Raw genomic sequence first — 12,488 nt, forward strand, 5'->3', positions numbered from 1 at the left:
ATATGTGTGGAATTACAGGCTGGGTCGACTTTACACGAGACCTCAGAGATCAACGGCCGTTGGTGGAGAAAATGACCACCAGCCTCACGCGACGCGGTCCGGATGCCGAGGGCATCTGGCAAGGCCAGCACGCAGTGCTTGGGCACCGTCGGCTGGCAATTATTGACTTGAGCGGCGGCGCGCAACCGATGATATTTACCACCGTAGGGGGCGCGACGGTGGCGATGGTGTATACCGGCGAGGTGTATAACTATGCCCCGCTGCGTGAGCGTTTGCGCAAGGCCGGGCACCACTTCACCACCCGCAGCGATACGGAAGTGGTGCTGCACGCCTACCTAGAGTGGGGCGAGCGATGTGTCGACCACCTCACCGGCATGTTTGCGCTGGCCATTTTCGACGAGCGCCTGGGGCGTTTCCTGCTGCTGCGCGATCGCCTGGGGGTCAAGCCACTTTTTTATGCGGCGCTAGACGCAGGTTTGCTGTTCGCGTCGGAACCCAAAGCCATCCTCGCTCACCCGCAGTTTCACCGAGCGTTGGACGTTGTGGGCTTGGTTGATGCGTTATCCCTGTGCAAAGCAACAGCGCAGACCGCTTTCAAGGGCATTCGTGAATTGCCGCCTGGCCATTGCCTGCAATTGCTAGCCGGGCGTGCACCGAGCCTACATCGCTATTGGGCGGTAGCGCGTTACGAGCACACCGACACCGAAGCGCAGACCGTCGAAAAAACCCGGGCCTTGCTGGAACAGGCTCTAAGCGAGCAACTTTATGCCGACGTGCCGGTCTGCTCCTTGCTCTCAGGCGGACTGGACTCGACCATTCTCACTGCCATGGCGCAGAAAAAGCTGCGTGCCGAACACGGCAGTGTGGTCAACTCGTTTTCGGTCGACTTTGTCGGGCAGGCCGAGCAGTTCTGTGCCGATACTTTCCGCCCGGATCGCGACCAGCCCTTCGCGCTGGCGGCGGCCGAAGCGATCGGCAGCCATCACCAGACCATCCTGATCGACAACCAGGAATTGGTGAGCGAGACGGCGCGGCAGTCGGTGTTCAGGGCCAACGACTCGGCTCAGACGTTCGGCGACGTGGACACCTCATTGCATTTGCTGTTCAAGGCTATTAGCGAGCACTCCACCGTGGCCATTTCCGGTGAAGCGGCGGATGAAGTATTTGGTGGCTATGCCTGGTTTCGCGATTCTCAGGCGCTTGAAGCCCAGCGCTTCCCCTGGCTTTCACGCATGCAGCTGCTGCAGCCGGAGATGATCAACCCGGACTTCAACAAACTGTGTGACTTCGCCGAATACCAACGCAGCAGTTACGGCCAGGCCGTCGACAGCGTCGAGCATCTGCAGGGCGACAGCGCTGGGGAGCGCAGGATGCGCGAAGTCTGCCACATGCACCTGCATCGCTGGCTACCGATCCTGCTAGATCGCAAGGACCGCCTGAGCATGTACGCCAGTCTCGAAGTGCGCGTGCCGTTCACCGACCATGAGCTGGTGCAATACGTCTACAACGTACCGTGGAGCATCAAGGGCAAAGACGGGGTGGAGAAGTGGTTGCTCAAGCAGGCCTGTGCCGACCTGGTACCTGACGCCGTGCTGCGGCGCAAGAAAAGCCCATACCCGACCTCTGCCAACATGGCGTATGAACATTTTCTGCGCGCGCAGACCAAAGCGCTGTTGCGACAGGCCAGCAACCCGGTCTTCGAGATAATTGATCGCACCCACCTGGGGCGCGAGCTTGAACAGCCTGTGGGTTATTTCAACTCCCAGCTCAAGCGCAATAACCTTGAAACCGCCTTGACCCTTGCCGCATGGCTCCAGGATTACCAGCTGGCGCTCTAACTGACCTGAGCGGCCAGCATCCCCTCGACCTGAGGAGCGACGTTGACGTCGAGCATGGAAATGAAGCTGTCCATCAACGGTGATTCGTTGTGGGTGTTCCAACTCATGTACAGGCCGATGGCCGGGTTGGGGGAGGCGGTCACTGGGTAGATACGACGGAACAGGACCTTGTCGCGCATGATCGAGTTGGCAATTGACTCAGGCACCAAAGCAACGCCGAAACCGCAGGCCACCAGGCCTATCAAGGTATGAATCTGCGCGGCCTCCTGCACCACCTTGGGGTAAAAACCGGCGGCTTCACACAAGGCGATCAGCTGGCTGTGATAGCCGGTGCCCAGCGCTTCAGGGGTAAATACGAAGTCTTCCCCGGCAAAGTCCCTCAAGTCGATCTGCCCTCCCTTTGCCTTCGGGTGGTGGGCGGGCAGGGCCATCACGATCTCTTCGTCCAGCAACAGGCGTGACTCGACGTTTTCCGCCGAGATCGGCAACTTGCGCATGAAGGCAATGTCCGCTTCTCCCGACAAAATGGCCTTGGCTTGGCTGGAAGAAGGCATCTCCTTGATGATCAGTTGGACTTTGGGGTAAGCCTCGCGGAACTGGCGCAGGGTACTGAGCAGTGACTCGTAATAAGCGATGGACACCGCCGTCACTGTGAGTTTGCCGGCAATGCCCTCGGACACCTGGCGTGCGTGTTCGATGCCCAGCTCCAGCTCCTTCAACGTGCTGTAGGCCGCATTCAGGAATGCACTGCCAGCGGGGGTTAGCTTGACACCGCGCTTATTGCGCGTGAACAGACTGAACCCCAATTTGTCTTCTAGCCGATTGATGGCTTGGCTCAACGGGGGCTGGGCCATGTGCAGGCGAACAGCGGCCTTGTGGAAATGCAGCTCTTCAGCCACGGCGATAAATTGGCGTAACAGGCGAGTTTCGATCATTTCTTCTGTTCCTTCATCTGAACTGATCTGAGGACGGGGGTGCGGCAATGTGACCGATTAACAGACCCTCGACTAAATACTAAATACAAAGTGGAGCTAAGTTAAACGTAGGATCCAATACGTGCAAGCGGTATCGCGCAGGTCCGAGTTCGGTGGCGTGGCACAGGGATGGGCCTTCAGATGAGTAATCATCGAGAAGTTATTCGGATTGACCAGCAACTTGATATGAGTCCGGTATCAACGGGCGTCGCCGTTAGTATTAAACAGCGTAAACATTCATTGTTAAAGTGGGGCGGTACTCAGGAGGAAACAGCCCATGAACTTTACAGGAAAGACCGCCATTGTAACGGGTGCTGGCCGAGGGCTCGGTCTTAATTATGCGCACGCATTAGCGACGCTGGGCGCTAATGTGGTAATCAGTGACATCGGCGCAGATGAGCTGGGCGCCGGGTGCGATGGCTCCATCGCCCTGGAGGCTGCGAAAGCGCTGCGGGACAAAGGTTTCAACGTGTTGGGGCATCATGGGGACTTGTCCGGTGAGCAGGGTTGCGAGCAATTGGTGGCAACGGCCATCGAGGCATTTGGCCAACTCGATATCTTGATTCACAACGCCGGCTGGGTCGGTTATCAAGCGATTGAAGAGGCTGATGCGACATTCATTGGTCGCGCGGTGGATATCAACATCTATACCCCCGTGTGGTTATGCAAACATGCCTGGAAACACCTCAAACAGTCCGCTGCCGCACGGGTCGTGCTGACCTCGTCCGACCGCGCGATGTACCAGCAATATGCCCAACCGGGCCTGGTGGCGTATGCCGCCGGCAAGATGGCTCAACTGGGCATCATGAATGCGCTAAGCATGGAAGGCACCAAAGCCGGCATTCTCGTCAATGCGGTATCTCCAGTGGCCAAGACCCGCATGTGGGGCGTGACGGGTAAACCGGAGAACCTCAAGCCTGAATGGGTGACGCCCGGCGTGGTGTTCCTGGCGTCGCAGCAGTGCCAGGATACCGGTTATGTTCTGCGTGCCAGCAATGGCCAATTTACGGCGACGCGATTTGTCGAAAATCCAGGTGTGGATTATCCGGTCGATCTGGCCCGAGTGAAGGCCACCAGTGCTGAACAAGTTGCCCAGCTTTGGGACCACATCAAGGAGCGTTGAACATGCCTACTCAAGAAGCGCTCAAACTGTTCTCACCGTGCCAGGCCGACCTGGGTGAAAGCCCGGTCTGGGATAAATCCCATCAGTGCCTGCTCTTTGTCGACATCAGTGGCGGCCAGATCAATGCGCTGGACCTGCACGGGCAATTGACGCGCCTGTATCAGTCGCCTGCGCGCATTGGCGCACTGGCATTGACTGAAAAGGGCAACCTAATTTTCTCCCAGAATGCTGGCGTTGCCATCCTGGACCGCACCAGCCTGCGGGTCACCCAGAACTCAAAGCTGGCCATTACATTGTCGTCCTATCGCTTCAATGATGGTGCGTGCGATCCACAGGGTCGCTTCATTACCGGTTTGATGGATGAAGGTCACAGCGCCAATACGGGCAAGCTCTATCGATACGATGCCGGCCTGAACGCCTCAGTGATACTGGACGGTCTCAGTCTACCCAACGGACTTGCGTGGGCAAGTGAGGGCGAGGAGTTGTTTTTCGTCGACTCGGTGGCCCGCACGCTTTACCGCGCTCCTTACCCGGCGAACGGCAATTACCTGCAACAGGTGTCGGTGTTCGCTCGGACACCGGAGCAACTGGGCCGACCGGACGGCCTAGCGCTGGATGTCGAGGATAACCTGTGGGTTTGCCAATTCAACGGAGGCTGCCTGCTGCAGTACGACCGCCATGGTGTGCTGTTGCAGACCTTGCCGGTGCCGGTGCCACGGCCCACCAGTTGCTGCTTTGGCGGACCGGATATGCGTACGCTGTTTATTACCACCGCCAAATTCGGCATGTCGGCGGCCGAGCACACGGACTATCCGGCGGCTGGCAATATCTACAGCATCCGGGTGCCAGTGCCCGGAAAGCCGCGCCACCGTTTCAAGGAGCTGTAGCCTCTACGCATCAAGGCCTTGGTAGGCCGGCAGGTGTCCTTGAGTAGTCGGTCAATGCCATCACCTTTTCCTGAATTTGGCCCACCATTGCGCCGTGCTCCGCGGCGCTTTTTTCTTTGATGGCAGACCACTCCTGATCGGCCATCAAGTTCGCCCAACCCTGGCGCATCCTTTCTGAATCCGGCCATCTGATCAAATAGATAAACTCGGTACGCTGGTCGGTCTTGGTTTCCCACAGTGCGATGATGTCGAACCCATGACGGGCCATGATGCGCATGGCGTGATCGCGAAATCGTTCATGAAACGCAACCTTATTATGTTCGAAAATTTCGTAGATGCGCAGTTGGTAGATGGCGTCATGCGCAAGCGGCGCTACGGTTGAGTCGATTGCGTTAGCGTGGGCAGGTAGGGAGGGCATGAATAGGCCTGCGAGAGTCAGGAAATGGAAAGCCAGCAGCGTGGTTTTGAATCGTGCCATGAAAGGGGCCTGCTCAAAAAACCGGGGAAGTTCCGCTGACGCGGGCAGCCCCTAGATGTTTGGGGAGCGGGACAGGTTTGTATAATATTTTTTCGACACGCGGGTGAGACGCCCGTAGTCTTAGTCGTGTGCGCGGCACATGTATTTGAGGCCAATCAAGGAGCGTCAGGGGAGGGCTATAACTGCGAATGGCCGTGTGAATACTTGCTTAACCGGGACCAGATTGGCTCGCAATTTTCAGACGAGCTTCCGTACAAGTGATCGCGTGGCTTTGAATCGCCCCTGGTTTCGTAGACACCTCCAAGCCTCATAATCAGGCCCAAATAGGAGGTGTCATGAGTCGTCAGCGTTACCCCGAAGAATTCAAGATCGAAGCGGTCAAGCAAGTGACCGAAAAAGGCAAACCAGTCGCCGAGGTCGCCCAGCGCCTGGGCATGTCCATGCACAGCCTTTACGCTTGGATCAAGGTCTACAGCAAGCCCCAAGAGCAGCGTCAGCAAGACAATGATCAGCAGGCTGAACTGCGCAAGCTACGCGCTGAACTCAAGCGCGTGACAGAAGAGCGAGACATCTAAAAGAAGGCCGCCGCGTACTTTGCCAAGGAGTGCGGCTGAAGTACGCCTTCATCAACAAGCACTCGACGGATTACCCAGTGCGTCGCCTTTGCCAAACCCTCAAGGTGCATCCCAGCGGCTATTACGCTTGGTTGGCCGAGCCTCAATCTGCCCGAGCCAAAGAAGATCAGCGCCTGCTTGGCTTGATCAAGCAGGCCTGGTTAGAAAGCGGCGGCGTGTATGGCTATCGCAAGATTCACGATGACCTGCGAGAGTTAGGAGAGATCTGTGGGCGAAATCGAGTCGGTCGCTTGATGCAGGCAGAGGGGCTGCGTTCGCAAACGGGCTATCGCCGTCGTCCTGGGTTTTATGGCGGAAAACCAACAGTGGTATCGCCCAACCATCTGGCCCGGCAGTTCAAGGTCTGTGAGCCGAATAAGGTCTGGGTGACCGATATCACCTACATCCGCACCTATGAAGGGTGGCTGTACCTGGCGGTAGTGCTGGATCTGTTCTCTCGCCAAGTCATTGGTTTGTCAATGAAGCCCAGGATGAGCAGCGACCTGGCTATCGACGCCATGCTGATGGCCGTGTGGCGACGCAAGCCACAGCAGCAAGTGATGATTCACTCAGACCAAGGCAGTCAGTTCAGTTTCTCAGATTGGCAAAGCTTCCTGAAGGCCAACAATGTGATCAGCAGCATGAGCCGACGGCGAAACTGCCACGACAATGCCGTAGCCGAGAGCTATTTCCAGCTTTTGAAGCGGGAGCGAATCCGACGAAAGATCTACGCAACGCGTGACGAAACCCGAAGTGATATTTTCGATTACATCGAGATGTTCTATAACCCCAAGCGTCGACACAGCAGTGCTATGCAGCTGTCTCCAGTAGAGTATGAGAAACGCTATTTCCTGAGCTTGGAGAGTGTCTAGGAAACCAGGGGCGATTCAGATTACCGAAAGCGCTGAGCATTTTCGGTTGGGGGCATCCTTTTCAAACCATCCAAAGCATGCCCTCAAATATGCCCCAAATGTAGCAATTCGCTGGAAGTAAATGGTTCTTCGAGGCTAGAGAAACGCAGAAATGACCAGCTAACAAGCATGCACGAAGCCCCTAAAGACTGTCAGGGTCGCCGAAGAACATCTGAATCCTAGACCTCAACCACCGCTCCGCCGGATCATTGTCCTGCGCCCCGCGCCAGGCCATGTGCAATTCAAAACTGCGCACCTCCAACGGCAGCTCTTCAGCCCGCAACCCACCGGCCGCTGTCAGGGCATCGGCCGTGTAATCGGGCACGGTGGCCACAATGTCGGTGCCAGCCAGCAGGCTGCCCAGGCCATTGAACTGCGGCACGGCCAGGACCACGTGGCGCTTGCGTCCAAGCGCCTGCAGGGCTTCGTCGATGAAGCCCGACAGGTCCCCGGCGAACGACACCAGGGCATGGGGCCTTGCGCAAAAATCATCGAGGCTGATGCTGCCCGGTACGCTGTCGGCCCGCAGCAGCTTTGGTCGGCTGCGGCGCAGCACTTTGCGTTTGGCATTGGCGGGCAGTTCGCTGGTGTAGCTGACGCCGACCGAAATTTCACCGGAGGCCAGCAAGGTGGGCATCAGCAGGTAATTGACGCGCCGTATCACCAGCACGATACCTGGCGCTTCGGCGCGTACGCGCTTGAGCAACTGCGGCAGCAGGCCGAATTCGGCATCGTCCGACAGGCCGATGCGAAACACCGCGTTGCTGGTGGCTGGATCGAACTCGGCCGCTCGGCTGACGGCCGTGGAAATCGAATCCAGTGCGGGCGAAAGCAGGGCGAAGATTTCGTTGGCGCGGGCGGACGGCTCCATGCTGCGGCCAGTGCGCACAAAAAGCGGATCATCGAACAGGTTGCGCAGGCGCGACAGGGCGGCACTGATGGCGGGTTGGCCGAGGAACAGCTTTTCCGCTGCACGGGTCACGCTTCGCTCGTGCATGAGCGTTTCGAACACGATCAGCAGGTTGAGGTCTACGCGACGTAAGTCGTTTCGATTCATCGGGGCGCTTCGCCAGAAAAGGAGCAGGGGTGAATATTAAGGCCAAAGGCTGGTAACCTGCACCCATCCAGGGGGCCAATTGCAGGGAAAATGCAGGGCCCAATCGATGACAGGCATGTCGACTATTAATGACCGCGGCTGGTCTGATGGGTAAAGCCCGGATAGAGTCAGTGGTAATTGATGTTTCACGAGGCGAGGTAGGCGATGTCCCGCATGATTCGGTTCCACAAGTTCGGCGCTGCGGATGTGCTCCGTTGCGAGGAGCAGGCCGAGCCGATGCCCGCCGCCGGTGAGGTGCAAATCCGCGTCGAGGCGATCGGTGTCAGCTGGTACGACGTGCTCTGGCGCCAGAACCTGGCGTCCTCCCGTGCACGGCTGCCAGCCGGTATAGGTCATGAAATGGCCGGCGTGGTAACGGCGGTGGGCGAGGCGGTCGACGACATCGTGGTCGGTGACAGGGTCGCGAGCTTCCCGGCCACCAGTGCCAACGACCACCCGGTGTACGGTGACGTCATCGTCTTGCCGCGTTCAGCCATCACCCGTTATCCCGAGGTGCTGACACCGATCGAAGCGAGCGTGCACTACACGCCGCTGCTGATCGCCTATTTTGCGTACGTCGATCTGGCCCGTGCAAAAAGTGGGCAGACGGCACTGGTCACCGATGCCAGTCATTGCGCGGGCCCGGCGTTCGTGCAGCTGGGCAAGGCGCTTGGGCTGACGGTGTTTGCCGCGACCAAGGATGACGAGCAGCGTGACTATCTGCTCGGCCTGGGCGCTGACAAAGTGATCGTCACCGAGGAGCAGGACCTGGTGATGCAGGTAGGCAAGTACACCGAAGGTCGCGGTGTAGACATGGTGCTCGATGGCCTGGGTGGGCCACAGATGTCGTTGCTCGGTGATGTCTTGGCCCCGCGTGGCAGCCTGGTGCTGTATGGCCTGCAAGGCGGCAACCAGACCCCATTCCCGGCCTGTGCTGCATTCCAGAAGAACATTCAGTTCTACGTGCACTGTATTGGCAATTTCACAGGCAAGCCCGAATTGGGCATCAGCCAGGACCAGGTGGCCTTGCACAGGGCATTGCGCGACATCAACCAGTTCACGGCCGACAAGCTGCTCACACCGCAGATCATCAAGGTGTATCCGTTCGAGCAAGTGGTCGACGCCCATCGGTACATGGACCAGTGCCCTTGCGGCGGGCGCGTGGTTCTGGACCTTACGCCAGCCTGACAAGCCGCTTGCTGATGGCTCGCTTCACTGGGTGGGCATCTACAGGTCGCTGCCGGCCGCATCTGGCTTTACCCGCACATACTCCTCCCAACAGTCAGCCGTCGCCGGCGTGATCCCCGGCGACGGCTGACTGTTCTTGGTTGTTTACTCGCTTCGACCCGTGGCGGGGGTCTGTGCATGAATTTATAAAAGGATAAGTCCTACAATGGACGAAGACTGATACTACATAAAGTTTCAGTGTTCTCGAGTTGCAGAAATATTTCGCCTCTTATCTTTGATTGAAGTCTTTAAGTTTCAACGTCAAGCTGTCGTTTCATCACCGCTGACTACTTTTTTTTCCCTGATCTGTATCTTTAATTCTTCTGTTGCCTATCGATAATGGCGCAATGACAGTTTACGCAAGGAGCGTGATATGAGCAGGGCTGAGCTGGCTGGGCAATGGCGTGAAGGTCCGGTGTGCCATGGGCATGCGGTGAGGGTTTCCGATGTGTGTCGACAGTGAAGGTGAACTCCGTTGTGCGTGAACTGTAACGACCTTTCGGAGTACCCCGGGCCGGTGGATGCCAAGTGCTTGTGCATCGACTGGCCGCATGAACTGGACGAGGTAATATCGTGACGGCTATTCACGATCAGGCTATGCATCATATCTATCGGCAAGTGCTGGAGCGCTTGTTGAATCATATGTCCCAATCACAACGTGCGTCCTTGCAGTTGTTGATTCAGCGATTGCTAATAGCTGCCGGAGGTGCTGAATATATCGGGACATTCCGTGTATTGGTCCTGCATGGCAACGACCGCCGTAGTGCAAGGTTACTGGCCATGCTTCGGGCTGCGCAATTGAGCATCGCCGCACGCGGGCCAGTCACCTTCCAGTTGCGCGTGTTGGTGATCAGTCAACCCGCTCCCGGTTTCAACACCCTGATAGCTCACGAGCGTGCGTTCAATGCCTTGTTCCTGCAGGATGATCCTCGCGTTGAGTTGCTTATGGTCCAAGGCCGGGCGGTCAGACCCTTTTCGCGAGACTGGGTGCCCAGTAGAGACGACGCCCCTCCGGCCAGTACTGCCATGCTGCTGTTGGGGCATCTGGCAGGGACCAGGCCCGAGGGGTTGCTAGGCGCTTGGCTTTATCTGGAGCTGGCAACCACCTTCAGTGAGGCCGTGCAGTCCCAAGCACCTGTCGACGTGATGATCACGGCAATACCGGCGCGAGAGCGGCATCGTTTTCTGGCCTGGTTCCGGCGCATCCTGCACCTTGCAGGCGAAAATGGCTTGCCCGAGGCGCAGCATTGCCTGGCTGCGTTGGCCGATGGGCTCAGTCAACTGTCACAGCGGCTGGAGGGTGTTGGTGGCCAGGAAACCAGGCAGGCAGGCCGGGAGGTGCAGGCACGTACACCACTGCGGGTCATGGCGATCGATGAGCTTCTGGCAGACTTGCTTGAAGGGCAAAAACTCGAATTGATGCTCGGCAATGCGTGTGCAGTGCCAGAGGATGCCTATCCATTGGGGGCGTTCGTGGAGCCTGAAACGTTGGCGCAGGTGCGCCAATTGCAGAGCCGCGCTCAGCAAACCCTGGGGTGCAGGCCCGCATTGTCGCTCAAAAGTCAGGTAGACAAACCGGGCCGGGGCCGCGCCGCGCAGGCGGGCGGCGTGCTGGGTTTGAGTCACGATCAGTTGATTTGCCTGCTGTTTGCACCTTTCGCTCGCAGGGGTGAGCATTTGGAGCGCTACCTCAAGTGCCGGCATACCGACATGCTGGTGGCATTGCCCTATTTGCACTACGCCTTACGCGGCGAGCCATGTCCACAGGCCGTGAAGGCTTGGCTCGTCAATGTCAGTGGCTTGCCTGTTGCACAGCTGCGGGCCGTGTATGAAACCAGCTTGCCTGCCTCGGCCATGCGCGTGTTGAGGCACCTGGCCAGGCGTGACATCAACCTGCGTCTGCTGTGTCAGGCGCCATTGCCAGCGCAGGGCAGTGACGTGGAGTGGTCGTGATGCCGCAGGCCCCTCATCGCGAGTTTGCCTACCGCAAGGTCTACCGGTACATCGAAGCACTCATCGATCAATCGCCGCCCGGCCAACGACAGCGTTTGCCCTCGCTGCGTGGCCTGGCTTCGAGGCTGCGGGTGTCGTTGGGCACTGTTCAGCACGCCTATAACCTGCTGGAGGAAGCCGGCCGTGTTCAGCGCCTGCCCAGATCGGGCTACTTCGTGCACGGTGCGTCAAGCAGCGAGCTGGCCATCGTGCCCCGGCAGCTGCCGGTATTCGAGCCATCGCTGTTCGAGCTGAACTTGCACAACCATGAACGCCGGCTGGCGCGTCAGCGGCTGCGAGCCGTGGGCAGGGGTCAGGATCCGGGCAGCGTGAGATTGCGTCAGGCGCTTGCAGAGCGCTACACCCATTCCAGCAGCCGTTACTGGTGCGCCAAGGATGTGCACGTGGCGCCGGACCTCACTGCGTTGCTCGATACGGTGTGGGCAGCGCTCGAACTTCGGCATGCGACAGTACTGGTTCATTCACCGTGCTGCTGGCAGCTACTGCAGGCGCTCGCCCGGACCGGGGTGCCCGTGCTGGAGGTGCCAGTGGATACTCGGGGTGATCTGAATCTGTATGCGTTGACCTGTCTGTTGGAAAGCGAGCCAGTGGGGCTTGTGGTGTTGCCCTCATGTCTGAGCACGCCACAAGGGCGGTTAGTGTCCTCGGCGGGCCAGCAGCAGTTGGGCCATCTGCTTTCACGCTATCGGGTATGGGTGCTGGAAAGCGACCTGGACAGCGAGCTCTGTCACGCAGGCCCGCCTGTCATACGCCAGCGGGACTGGGTGGATGTCAGGCAACTGTTGGTGGTGGGTGGGTTCGAGGCAGTGCTTGGGCCCGAGGCCCCGTATGCCTACGTACTCGGACCAACCGGTGCACTGACCAGAGGCTTTGGCGAACGGGCTTTCCGCTTGCCACCCTTACGCATGCAAGCGCTGGCCTGCATGTTGGACAAAGGGGAGGTGGATGCACAATGGGCCTGGCTTCGCCAGGCGCTGCAACGCCGTACCCGAACATTGGCACGCGTGCTCGCGTTACGCTTCGGGCCACAGTTGCAACTGCGTTTGCCCGACGGCGGCGGCTTGCTCTGGGCAAGGTTGCGCCAGCCTGTGCATTGGGAGTCCATTAGCAAGGCGCTGGCAGGCACGTCGCTGCATGCCATGCCTGGCAAGCACTTCAGCTTGCAAAGCCGCTTTCAGCACCACCTGGCCCTGGGCTGGACCGGCGATGACCCGGTAGAGCTACAGATTGCCGTCGATCGATTGGCTCGGATCGCCGGGCATCCTTGATGACCTTACCAGCCGGCATCGGCCGTGCTGCCACGGTGCGAGGTGCACGGCCCGACCCG

Annotated in this window: 10 protein-coding genes; 7 read left to right on the forward strand and 3 right to left on the reverse strand. The window is 58.7% G+C overall.

From position 1 onward, the window contains the following. Window positions 1–2: 2 nt before the first annotated feature. Window positions 3–1,838 (forward strand): asparagine synthase (glutamine-hydrolyzing), encoded by a 1,836-nt coding sequence (asnB, locus tag ACK59L_RS07560; protein WP_409272742.1) that lies wholly within the window; start codon window positions 3–5, stop codon window positions 1,836–1,838. On the opposite strand, the gene ACK59L_RS07565 is transcribed toward asnB, so the two are convergent. Continuing rightward, window positions 1,835–2,773 carry a LysR family transcriptional regulator gene (locus ACK59L_RS07565; protein WP_409272744.1) on the reverse strand — a complete coding sequence of 313 codons (939 nt, stop codon included), beginning with the start codon at window positions 2,771–2,773 and terminating at the stop codon, window positions 1,835–1,837. The genes asnB and ACK59L_RS07565 overlap by 4 nt on opposite strands. Before the next feature lie 316 nt (window positions 2,774–3,089). Between ACK59L_RS07565 and ACK59L_RS07570 the strand changes: the two genes are divergently transcribed. Beyond that, window positions 3,090–3,935, forward strand: coding sequence for an SDR family NAD(P)-dependent oxidoreductase (locus ACK59L_RS07570; protein ID WP_409272746.1), 846 nt, complete (start codon window positions 3,090–3,092; stop codon window positions 3,933–3,935). Between the two features lie 2 nt (window positions 3,936–3,937). Next, window positions 3,938–4,822 (forward strand): SMP-30/gluconolactonase/LRE family protein, encoded by an 885-nt coding sequence (locus tag ACK59L_RS07575; protein ID WP_409272748.1) that lies wholly within the window; start codon window positions 3,938–3,940, stop codon window positions 4,820–4,822. 10 nt (window positions 4,823–4,832) lie between these two features. Here ACK59L_RS07575 and ACK59L_RS07580 read toward each other — a convergent pair whose 3' ends face one another. Then, on the reverse strand, window positions 4,833–5,300 hold the full coding sequence (locus tag ACK59L_RS07580; RefSeq protein ID WP_409272750.1) for an NIPSNAP family protein: 468 nt from the start codon (window positions 5,298–5,300) through the stop codon (window positions 4,833–4,835). A 335-nt stretch (window positions 5,301–5,635) separates the two neighbouring features. Here ACK59L_RS07580 and ACK59L_RS07585 point away from each other — a divergent pair. Next, window positions 5,636–6,786 (forward strand): IS3 family transposase gene (locus ACK59L_RS07585; RefSeq protein WP_409272752.1). Its coding sequence is split into 2 segments (ribosomal slippage): window positions 5,636–5,870 and window positions 5,870–6,786, totalling 1,152 coding nucleotides; the frame shifts between segments, so codons are not numbered across the junction. Window positions 6,787–6,967: 181 nt separating this feature from the next. Here the strand turns inward: ACK59L_RS07585 and ACK59L_RS07590 are convergent. After that, the gene (locus ACK59L_RS07590) at window positions 6,968–7,882 is read right to left on the reverse strand and encodes a LysR family transcriptional regulator (protein ID WP_230380240.1); all 915 of its coding nucleotides are present in this window, start codon (window positions 7,880–7,882) and stop codon (window positions 6,968–6,970) included. Between the two features lie 204 nt (window positions 7,883–8,086). On the opposite strand from ACK59L_RS07590, the gene ACK59L_RS07595 reads away from it, so the two are divergent. From ACK59L_RS07595 to ACK59L_RS07605, 3 genes are all read left to right on the forward strand, one after another. Continuing rightward, window positions 8,087–9,109 (forward strand): zinc-dependent alcohol dehydrogenase family protein, encoded by a 1,023-nt coding sequence (locus ACK59L_RS07595; protein ID WP_409272754.1) that lies wholly within the window; start codon window positions 8,087–8,089, stop codon window positions 9,107–9,109. Window positions 9,110–9,721: 612 nt separating this feature from the next. Next, complete coding sequence (locus ACK59L_RS07600; RefSeq protein ID WP_409272756.1) at window positions 9,722–11,101, forward strand: hypothetical protein; 1,380 nt, start codon at window positions 9,722–9,724, stop codon at window positions 11,099–11,101. After that, complete coding sequence (locus ACK59L_RS07605; protein WP_409272758.1) at window positions 11,101–12,429, forward strand: GntR family transcriptional regulator; 1,329 nt, start codon at window positions 11,101–11,103, stop codon at window positions 12,427–12,429. Before ACK59L_RS07600 ends, ACK59L_RS07605 begins: the two co-directional genes overlap by 1 nt. Window positions 12,430–12,488: the final 59 nt, after the last annotated feature.

It is taken from the genome of Pseudomonas sp. KCJK9111 (assembly GCF_046231935.1).
GTDB lineage: Bacteria > Pseudomonadota > Gammaproteobacteria > Pseudomonadales > Pseudomonadaceae > Aquipseudomonas > Aquipseudomonas parafulva_B.

Bases quoted from the DNA above. Each gene is read 5' to 3' on its own strand.
- ACK59L_RS07605 (WP_409272758.1), top strand. From the start codon at position 11,101: ATGCCGCAGGCCCCTCATCGCGAGTTTGCCTACCGCAAGGTCTACCGG.
- ACK59L_RS07575 (WP_409272748.1), top strand. From the start codon at position 3,938: ATGCCTACTCAAGAAGCGCTCAAACTGTTCTCACCGTGCCAGGCCGAC.
- ACK59L_RS07565 (WP_409272744.1), bottom strand. From the start codon at position 2,773: ATGATCGAAACTCGCCTGTTACGCCAATTTATCGCCGTGGCTGAAGAG.
- ACK59L_RS07595 (WP_409272754.1), top strand. From the start codon at position 8,087: ATGTCCCGCATGATTCGGTTCCACAAGTTCGGCGCTGCGGATGTGCTC.
- ACK59L_RS07580 (WP_409272750.1), bottom strand. From the start codon at position 5,300: ATGGCACGATTCAAAACCACGCTGCTGGCTTTCCATTTCCTGACTCTC.
- ACK59L_RS07590 (WP_230380240.1), bottom strand. From the start codon at position 7,882: ATGAATCGAAACGACTTACGTCGCGTAGACCTCAACCTGCTGATCGTG.
- ACK59L_RS07570 (WP_409272746.1), top strand. From the start codon at position 3,090: ATGAACTTTACAGGAAAGACCGCCATTGTAACGGGTGCTGGCCGAGGG.
- asnB (WP_409272742.1), top strand. From the start codon at position 3: ATGTGTGGAATTACAGGCTGGGTCGACTTTACACGAGACCTCAGAGAT.